This is a genomic window from Brevundimonas mediterranea (assembly GCF_014196125.1).
In the GTDB taxonomy this organism is placed as follows: domain Bacteria; phylum Pseudomonadota; class Alphaproteobacteria; order Caulobacterales; family Caulobacteraceae; genus Brevundimonas; species Brevundimonas mediterranea.
On the sequence record NZ_JACIDA010000001.1, the window covers coordinates 1,783,825 to 1,792,061 of the forward strand.

Annotated in this window: 8 protein-coding genes, 1 other RNA gene and 1 pseudogene; 4 read left to right on the top strand and 6 right to left on the bottom strand. The window is 67.2% G+C overall.

What is annotated here, in order from left to right; translation table 11 throughout:
• Positions 1-15: 15 nt before the first annotated feature.
• Positions 16-735, bottom strand: coding sequence for a c-type cytochrome (locus tag GGR11_RS08855; RefSeq protein WP_183196312.1), 720 nt, complete (start codon positions 733-735; stop codon positions 16-18).
• Between the two features lie 159 nt (positions 736-894).
• Between GGR11_RS08855 and GGR11_RS08860 the strand changes: the two genes are divergently transcribed.
• Positions 895-1,617, top strand: coding sequence for a 3-deoxy-manno-octulosonate cytidylyltransferase (locus tag GGR11_RS08860; protein WP_183196313.1), 723 nt, complete (start codon positions 895-897; stop codon positions 1,615-1,617).
• Between the two features lie 140 nt (positions 1,618-1,757).
• On the opposite strand, the gene nudC is transcribed toward GGR11_RS08860, so the two are convergent.
• Complete coding sequence (gene nudC / locus GGR11_RS08865) at positions 1,758-2,678, bottom strand: NAD(+) diphosphatase (protein ID WP_183196314.1); 921 nt, start codon at positions 2,676-2,678, stop codon at positions 1,758-1,760.
• A 49-nt stretch (positions 2,679-2,727) separates the two neighbouring features.
• Here nudC and ffs point away from each other — a divergent pair.
• From ffs to GGR11_RS08880, 3 genes are all read left to right on the top strand, one after another.
• An RNA gene (gene ffs, locus GGR11_RS08870) (signal recognition particle sRNA small type) lies at positions 2,728-2,823 on the top strand.
• A 162-nt stretch (positions 2,824-2,985) separates the two neighbouring features.
• Positions 2,986-3,342, top strand: a complete 357-nt coding sequence (locus GGR11_RS08875; RefSeq protein WP_183196315.1) for a hypothetical protein — start codon at positions 2,986-2,988, stop codon at positions 3,340-3,342.
• Positions 3,343-3,438: 96 nt separating this feature from the next.
• Entirely contained in the window at positions 3,439-5,289 is a 1,851-nt protein-coding gene (locus GGR11_RS08880) for a DNA polymerase III subunit gamma/tau (protein ID WP_183196316.1), read from the top strand.
• Positions 5,290-5,317: 28 nt separating this feature from the next.
• Here GGR11_RS08880 and GGR11_RS08885 read toward each other — a convergent pair whose 3' ends face one another.
• From GGR11_RS08885 to GGR11_RS08900, 4 genes and pseudogenes are all read right to left on the bottom strand, one after another.
• On the bottom strand, positions 5,318-6,475 hold the full coding sequence (locus GGR11_RS08885; RefSeq protein WP_183196317.1) for an acyltransferase family protein: 1,158 nt from the start codon (positions 6,473-6,475) through the stop codon (positions 5,318-5,320).
• 56 nt (positions 6,476-6,531) lie between these two features.
• Positions 6,532-7,122 (bottom strand): GTP cyclohydrolase I FolE, encoded by a 591-nt coding sequence (gene folE / locus GGR11_RS08890; protein ID WP_183196318.1) that lies wholly within the window; start codon positions 7,120-7,122, stop codon positions 6,532-6,534.
• A gap of 206 nt (positions 7,123-7,328) precedes the next feature.
• Entirely contained in the window at positions 7,329-7,838 is a 510-nt protein-coding gene (locus GGR11_RS08895; RefSeq protein ID WP_183196319.1) for a chemotaxis protein CheW, read from the bottom strand.
• Positions 7,838-8,237, bottom strand: a pseudogene (locus GGR11_RS08900) (methyl-accepting chemotaxis protein); the annotation flags it as partial. The pseudogene GGR11_RS08900 and the gene GGR11_RS08895, both read right to left, overlap by 1 nt.

Here is an 8,237-nt window from a genome sequence, read left to right on the forward strand (position 1 = left end):
GACGTCTTGGATCGATCAGCTGTTCGGCGGCGCCGCGCTGGTCGCAGCGGGTGGGGCGGCCGGGGTCTGCTGAGTCGTGGGGGCCGCGCCGACCGCCGGGGTTTCGCCGGTCGCCTCGGTCGCGGGCGCGCCCTCGACAGGCGCCGCTTCTCCTTCGGCCGGGGCCGCCGCGCCGGGCTGACGGGCCGGATCGGGCGCCGGAATGGCGAAGCCGCCCGAGCCCTGCGTCCGCAGCCAGGCGATCAGATTGATCCGCGTCTGCGTATCGCGAATGCCGGCAAAGGACATCTTCGTGCCCGGCACATAGCGGGCGGGGGCGGTGATGAAGCTGTTCAGCTGGTCATAGCCCCAGGTCGGCGCCTCGGCCTTGTGCTTGTTCATGGCGTCCGAGTAGGCGAAGCCCGCCCGGTGCATGACCGGGCCGCCCACGACGCCGAACAGATTCGGGCCGATGCCGTCGGCCCCGCCCTGCGCCGCATTGTGGCAGGCCTGGCAGCGCGCGAACGCGGCCTCGCCGGCGGCCAGATCGGCGGCCGGGAGGACCGTGCCCCAATCCGGCGGCAGCTCGGCCTGTTCAGCGCCGGCGGCCTCATCGGGCGCATCGACGAAATACCCCATCTTTTCCGGCGGCGCGGAATGATAGATCAGGCCCGACGCCTGTTGCACGACCAGGATGACGAACGCCGTCCCCAGGGCCGCACCGAATATCTTGTTCCATTTCAGATCGCCGCTCATGCGCGTCGTCTCATCCCGTCCCTAAGGTTTCCCACCTCCGCCGTCTTACGCAGCGAAGCCTTCCTTGCCTGATCAGGTCTTACACGGTAGCGCGGGGTTCGCAACCGGCGCGAACGCTCCAACAGCGACGGCTGATCCAGGCAGGCTCCGAGTAGACTCATGAATCCGTTGATATTGATACCCGCTCGCATGGCGGCGACCCGTCTGCCGAACAAGCCCTTGGCCGATATCGGCGGCAAACCCATGATCGTGCGGGCCTATCAGCAGGCCGAGGCCTCGGGCCTGCCGGTCGCGGTCGCCGCAGGCGATCCCGAGATCGTCGCCGTCATCGAGGCCATCGGCGGTCGGGCCATTCTGACGGATCCCGGCCTGCCCTCAGGCTCGGACCGCATCCGCGCCGCCGTGGACGCCATCGATCCGGAAGGCGATTTCGACGCTGTGATCAATGTCCAGGGCGACATGCCCTTCGCCGATCCGGGCTTGGCTGTGGCCTGCGCCGCCATCCTGCACGGCGAGCCGAGCTGCGACATCGCCACCCTGGTCGCTGCTGAAGCCGATCTGTCGGACCGGACCAATCCCGACGTGGTCAAGGCCGTCCTCGCCCTGGGTGAGAACGAGCGCCAGGCCCGCGCCCTCTATTTCACCCGCTCGACCCTGTACGGCGACGCCCCTATCTGGCGTCACATCGGCGTCTACGGCTATCGCCGCGCAGCCCTGAACCGCTTCTGCGCCGCGCCTCAATCGCCGCTGGAGACGCGCGAGAAGCTGGAACAGCTGCGGGCGCTGGAGATGGGCATGCAGATCTGGGCCGCCGTCATCGACGAAGCCCCCCTGTCCGTCGATAATCCCGCCGACCTGGAGGCGGCGCGGGCGCGGGCGTAACGAATCTCCTTCTCCTTCATAGAGAGGGACGGCGAGGCGTAAGCGCAGCCCGGGTGTGGCCGTCAGGACCTCGCTCGCGCCCTTTTCGGCCCCCACCCTGATCGCTGCGCGATCACCCCTCCCCATGAAGGGGAGGGAGATTATCCTTCCTCCACCCAGGCCTTGATCAGGCTGTGGGCGATGGCGAAAGGCGGCGGGGCCTGGATGGTTGGATGTTCGCCGGCGATCACGGCCTTGGCCTCGGCCCGCGTCAGCCAGGCCACCGATTCCAGCTCGGTCTGATCCGGCCGGGCCTGGTCGTCCGACACCTCGGCGATCAGGCCGATCATCAGTTGCGACGGGAACGGCCAGGGCTGGCTGGAGTGGTAGGCTGTGTCGATCACGGTCAGGCCGGCCTCCTCCTTCACCTCGCGGGCGCAGGCCTCCTCGATGGATTCGCCGGGCTCCAAAAAGCCGGCCAGGGCCGACATCCGACCGACGGGCCAGGCCGCCTGGCGGCCCAGCAGACAGATCGGCTCAGGCCCGCCCTTGTAGACCGGCAGCATGATGGTGACCGGGTCCACGCGCGGGAAATGTTCGGTCCCGCAGGCCGGGCAACGCCGCTTCCACCCGCCCGATGTCGTCTCGCTCAGGGTCCCGCAATTGGCGCAGAAGCCATGTTTGCGCCGCCAGTCGAACAGGCTCTTGGCCCCGCCCGCCATGGCCGCGTCCTGGGCCGGCAGCATGGCCGCCGCGCTGCGCATCTCGTGAAAGGCGCCCAATCCCCTCACCGGCCCTTCGGCCGGATCGATCGAGCCTTCGAACTCGATGGCGAAGACCGGCGCCCCGGTCCAAAGACCCAGGAAGACATCCCGGTCCGGCACGATGTCGCGCGCATGTTTCAACGACAGCCAGGTCAGGCGTGGACCCTCCGCCGTCTCCTCGACCAGGGGTCGGCCTTCCCAGAGGACCATGGCCTTGGCCTCGGGGTTGGCCTCCTGCTCGGCCAGCCATTCGGAATCGTTGCGCAGGTCGCCGGCGCGGTCGAGCGGGTTGCCGGAGAAGATGTTCTGATGAGCCATGCGGCCTTGTAACCCTTGATTCCGTTCGCCGCACCCGTCATATCCCCTCTCGGAGATCGCGCGGGCGAAGGCTTCGCCAACCTGGTCAGGGCCGGAAGGCAGCAGCCACAACGAATTCACCTTCGGGTCGCGCGGTCTCTACTTCACACATTTTGGTGCGCTACGCTCGCGGCTTGAGCGCGTTTGCGCGCCTTGTCTCCGTGGCTAGCCGTTACCGGCTCCATTGAGACAATGCAGTTGTTAGAACGCACAACTCCTGCGAACATCGTCTTATGAAACTGGTATGGCTTCTGGGACTGTTAGGTTTGTGCGCCTGCGGATCGGCGCCTGCAGAACAGCGCCAGCAGAACAGCGCCAGCAGATGACCGAGTTCAGTCTGTACCGAACGATGGGATGCTACGACACCGCCCTTCAGACAAACGGCGCCCAGATCGATATCAATCCCGACGGCACAATCGAGATTTCGACATGGACCGGACAACAGGCGTCACACACGCCTTCGAATGAGGTCGGCCGCCGTCTCTACGAATTCGGCCTCGATCTTAAAAATCCGATCTACGTCGAGCCGAAAGCATCCAATCGTTACATGACCGTCGTTGAAATTGTTAAGGACTTGAAAGCGCGGGGATACCGGCACGTCCGACTGGTGGACCTGCCTGCGTGATCACGCGCCCACGCCGAGTTTACGATCCGAGATAATCCGGTCTTTTCGGTGAACGGCCGCTTCGCTGCAGACCTCACCCGCTGTAAGACTTCTCCCATGACGGACAGCGACACGAATCTCGACGGCCCGCCCTGGGAAGAGGACGAGGTCGTCGCGCGCGACGAGAACACCGACGACATGTTCGGCGCGCCGGCCGCCGCGCCCGAACCCGCCGCCCCGGCTGTCCCCGTGACCGCGTCCGCCGTCGCCCACGCTGGGGTCGAGGCCCATGCCGACGACGGGTCCGCCTATCAGGTGCTGGCGCGCAAATACCGGCCGCGCACCTTCGAGGACCTGATCGGGCAGGAGGCGATGGTCCGCACCCTGACCAACGCCTTCTCGACCGGCCGGATCGCCCACGCCTTCATGCTGACCGGGGTGCGGGGAGTCGGCAAGACCACCACCGCCCGCCTGCTGGCCCGCGCCCTGAACAACGAGACGGAGACCATCGACCGTCCGTCCCTGACCCTGACCGCCCACGGCCGGCACGACGCCGCCATCATGGCCGGCCAGCATATGGACGTGATGGAGATGGACGCCGCGTCGCACACCGGCGTCAACGACATCCGCGACATCCTGGAGAGCGTCCGGTATGCGCCGGTCGAGGCCCGCTACAAGGTCTATGTGCTGGACGAGGTCCACATGCTGTCGACGCAGGCCTTCAACGCCCTGCTGAAGACGCTGGAGGAGCCGCCGCCCCACGCCAAATTCATCTTCGCCACCACCGAAATCCGCAAGGTGCCGGTGACGATCCTCAGCCGTTGCCAGCGCTTCGACCTGCGCCGGGTCGAACCCGAGATCCTGGTCGATCACCTGGGCCGGATCGCCGAGCGCGAAGGCATGAAGATCGAGCAGGACGCCTTGGCCCTGATCTCGCGCGCCGCCGAGGGGTCGGTCCGCGACGGCCTGTCCCTGCTGGACCAGGCCCTGGTCCAGGCCGAGCGCGGTCAGATGGTCAAGACGGAGACCGTGCGCGACATGCTGGGGCTCGCAGACCGCAGCCAGACCATCGCCCTGTTCGAGAGCGTTATGGCCGGCCGCACGCCCGAGGCGCTGGAGAATTTCCGCACCCTGTACGGCTTCGGCGCCGATCCGGTGCAGGTGACCAACGACCTGCTGGAACACTGCCACGCCGCCTCGGTCGCCAAGATGCTGGGCCCCAATGCGACCCGCCTGCCCAATGACCAGGCGCAGAAACTGGCCGCCCTGGGCGCGGCCATTCCCGCGGCCACCCTGTCGCGCACCTGGCAGATGCTGCTGAAGGCCCTGGACGAGGTGCGGCGCGCGCCCAATCCCGCCGACGCCGTGGAAATGGCCATCGTCCGCCTGGCCTATGCCGCCGACCTTCCGGGGCCGGAAGAAGCGTTGAAACGGCTCCAGTCCGGCGAACCTTTCGGTGGTGGCGGCTCGGCCTCGCGTGGCGGCGGCTCTGGCGGCGGTGGAGGAACATCGGCCCAGCTGGCCGCTCGCCCGGTCATGGCCCCGGCCCTGCCCGATCCGCAGAGCTTCGAACAGGTCGTCGCCCTGATCGGCGACAAACGCGAAGTCGGGCTGCAGATGGACGTCGAACGGTTCGTCAAACCCGTCTCGTTCAAGCCCGGCGCCATCGTCTATGAAAGCGTCGAGGGCGCGCCGGTCGAACTGGCGCGGCGTCTGGCCGGCCGACTGCGGGAATGGACCGGCCGCACCTGGCTGATCGCCGCCAACGGCCAGGGCGGGGGCGAGACCCTGATCGAACGTCAGAAGAAGGACCGGGCCGCCGAGCGCGAGAAGGTCGAGGCCGACCCCTTCATCAAGGCGGTTCTATTGGCCTTCCCCGGCGCCAAGCTGGGTGAGATCAAGACCATCGCCCCCACCGTCGTCACGCCCGAAATCCCCGACGCGTCCGAGGACGACGACGAGGACTGACGGCCGCCCTCTGACTCAGCGTCGCCGCTCAGCCTTCGATCGAGATCACAGGCCCGGCTTCGGGCGCGACTTGGCGACGCTGCGTCCGACGTTCCTTCAGCCAGGCGCGGATACGCGACTGGATCCGGTCGTCAACGGCAAAGTGGAAGGCGAAGGCGAAGGCGACCGCCGCCAGGACGCCGCCGCCCCACAACGCCCACTGCACCGGCTCGGACAGGGCGAATCGGACGACGGCGACATTGACCACGCCGAACCAGGCGATGCGGACCACCTCGTTGGAAATGAACATGGAGAAGGAGACCATGGCGGCGGTCTCCACCAGTTTCGACGGCTTGCGCACGGGCACGGCGCCGGCGGCCAGGATGATGACCGAGATCATGGCCAGGGAGATCAGGGCGTTCTTGTCGAAATACTGGGCGACCGCCAGGCCGCAGAAGGCGGCCACACCGGCCCAGCCGGCCAGGCGCGGATCAATCCAGACCTTCTGGGCGAACCAGGCCAGGCTCATGCCCAGGAAGAACAGCGGCAGGGCGCGGATGAAGCCGTAGCCCATCGGCATCTGATAGACGGGATAGCCCAGCAGGCTCCAGCACAGCTGATTGGCGACCAGATAGGCGCCGATCCCCGCACCCAGCGCGGCCCACGGCCCCAGACGCATCAGGCCCCGAATGATCCAGGGGAAGCACAGGTAGCAGCCGATCAGGGCCGAGATCGACCAGGTCGGCGCGTTCCAGCCCAGCCCCCCATGAACACCGTAGGCCTGCAGCAGCAGCAGCTGGGCCGGCAACTGGTCCCAGCGGAACCATTCCGGATTGCGGGGCATGACCCCGGCCGTCAGGCTCAGGACCACCAGGGCCGTCAGCGACAGCCCCATGATCAGATGGGCGGGAACCACGCGCAGGAACCGCTTCAGGAAGAAGTCGCCGGGCGACATCCGCCCCTTATCGACAGCCGCCCCATAGACCCGCATCAGCACATAGCCGGAATCGATCAGGAAGAAGTTGGTCAGCAGAAAACCGCCCCGCTCGAACACCGGATGAAGGGCCTCGGCCAGCGGAACCGGACCGGCCGCCTGGTAGTGATGCAGGATGATCAGGAAAGCCACGATGAAACGCAGCGCGTCCAGCCAGCCGCCGCGCGCGATCGGAGTTGTCTCGTTTCGGGTCGAAAACAGGGTCCACGGCATCGAAAACGCCTCCTACGATCCCCAGATCGCAAGAGACGGGCCGGAACGGAGAAACCTCAGCCGCGCACGAGGCGCAGGAACTCCTCGCGGGTGCGGGGGTCGTCGCGGACCACGCCGATCAGGTGGCTGGTGGTCAGGCTGGCGCCCGGCGCGTTGACGCCGCGCAAGGTCATGCAGCTGTGTTCGGCCTCAATGACCACGCCCACGCCATGCGGCTTCAGGACGGTCTGGATGGCCTCGGCGATCTCGGAGGTCATCTTCTCCTGGATCTGCAGGCGTCGGGCGAAGCCGCGCACCACGCGCGCCAGTTTGGAAATGCCGACAACGCGGTCGGTCGGCAGATAGGCGACATGCGCCTTGCCCACGACCGGCAGCATATGGTGCTCGCAGAAGCTGACGAACCGGATGTCTTTCAGGACCACCAGCTGGTCGTAGCCGCCCGTCTCCTCGAAGGTCTTCTCCAGATAGGACAGCGGATCGACCTCGTAGCCCGAAAACAGCTCGCGATAGCTGCGCGCCACCCGCGCCGGGGTTTCCAGCAAGCCCTCGCGGTCGGGATCGTCGCCCGCCCATTCGATCAGGGTGCGGACGGCGGCCTCGGCGTCGGCCTGGGTCAGTCGGGAGGCGGTCGGGGGCGCATCAGTCATTGCGGGCCTATTAGCGAAGCGGAGCCGAGAAAGAAAAGCCTTCTTCCCGCCCATTACGCTGCGGCGACCGATTTGGACCCTCATGGACCTGGAAACGGCCAGAATATCTGAGCCGCCTGAATCGTCTGGATCATCGATGAGGGAGGCGGCGGCGTCATTGAACGCCTGGAGCGAACCGCCTCCCTCACCCGACCGGCCGACAACCGTCAGGCCGCGCGGTCGATGTTGGGGAGGGACGCCAGAGAGACGGTGTCGGTGCTGGACAGCAGTCGGGGCAGATCGATCAGGACGACGAAGCCGTCCTCGCGCCGCACCACGCCCGAGATATAGTCCGAGCGCCACTTGATCCCGATGTCGGGCGACGGCTCGATCTGGTCGGCGCTGAAGACCGCCACCTCGAACACCCGGTCCGCCACTAGGCCCAGACTGAGCACCCGGTCCTCCAGCGGAATATCCAGCACCAGGATGCGGGTGTTCAGCGTCGGCTCGGTCGGCGCCATGCCCAGGCGGATCCGAAGATCCGCCGTGGGAACCCCCTGCCCCCGCACGTCCGTCAGGCCCAGAAGATAGTCCGGACTGTTGGGGATGCGCGAGGGCGCCTGATAGGTCAGGATCTCCCGCACCAGGCCGACCGGAGCGGCGAAGAGTTCGTCGCCCAGGCCGAAGGTGACGTACTGCCCCTCAGAGGCGCCTTGCCCCTTGGCGGTTTCGGACATCAGGCGCTCTCCCGGAAGTCCATGTCCTCGGCGTCCGCGCCGCCGGTCGCCAGGTCCAGGGCGAAGCCCTTGGCGCGGGCCTGCTGGGCGTGGACGGCGGGCTTGGCCGGCGCAGCCTTGGGCGTCGGACGAGCCGCCGGTTTGGCGGGGGCCTTGAAGGTCGAGACGCGGGCTGGAGCCCGGGCCGGGACTCTTTCGGCGTCCGTGCGGAAGAAGGCGATCGAGGTCTGCAGTTCCTCGGCCTGGGCCGCCAGTTCCTCGGAGGTGGCCGACATTTCCTCGGCCGCACCGGCGTTCTGCTGGATCACCTTGTCCAGTTGCTGGATGGCCTCGTTGATCTGGCTGGCGCCGACGTCCTGCTCGCGGCAGGCGGCGCTGATCTCGGACACCAGTTCGGCG

Excerpts from the sequence above, each read along its gene's own strand:
- GGR11_RS08860 (WP_183196313.1), top strand. The coding sequence starts at position 895 with ATGAATCCGTTGATATTGATACCCGCTCGCATGGCGGCGACCCGTCTG.
- GGR11_RS08855 (WP_183196312.1), bottom strand. The coding sequence starts at position 735 with ATGAGCGGCGATCTGAAATGGAACAAGATATTCGGTGCGGCCCTGGGG.
- folE (WP_183196318.1), bottom strand. The coding sequence starts at position 7,122 with ATGACTGATGCGCCCCCGACCGCCTCCCGACTGACCCAGGCCGACGCC.
- GGR11_RS08895 (WP_183196319.1), bottom strand. The coding sequence starts at position 7,838 with ATGTCCGAAACCGCCAAGGGGCAAGGCGCCTCTGAGGGGCAGTACGTC.
- GGR11_RS08880 (WP_183196316.1), top strand. The coding sequence starts at position 3,439 with ATGACGGACAGCGACACGAATCTCGACGGCCCGCCCTGGGAAGAGGAC.
- GGR11_RS08885 (WP_183196317.1), bottom strand. The coding sequence starts at position 6,475 with ATGCCGTGGACCCTGTTTTCGACCCGAAACGAGACAACTCCGATCGCG.
- nudC (WP_183196314.1), bottom strand. The coding sequence starts at position 2,678 with ATGGCTCATCAGAACATCTTCTCCGGCAACCCGCTCGACCGCGCCGGC.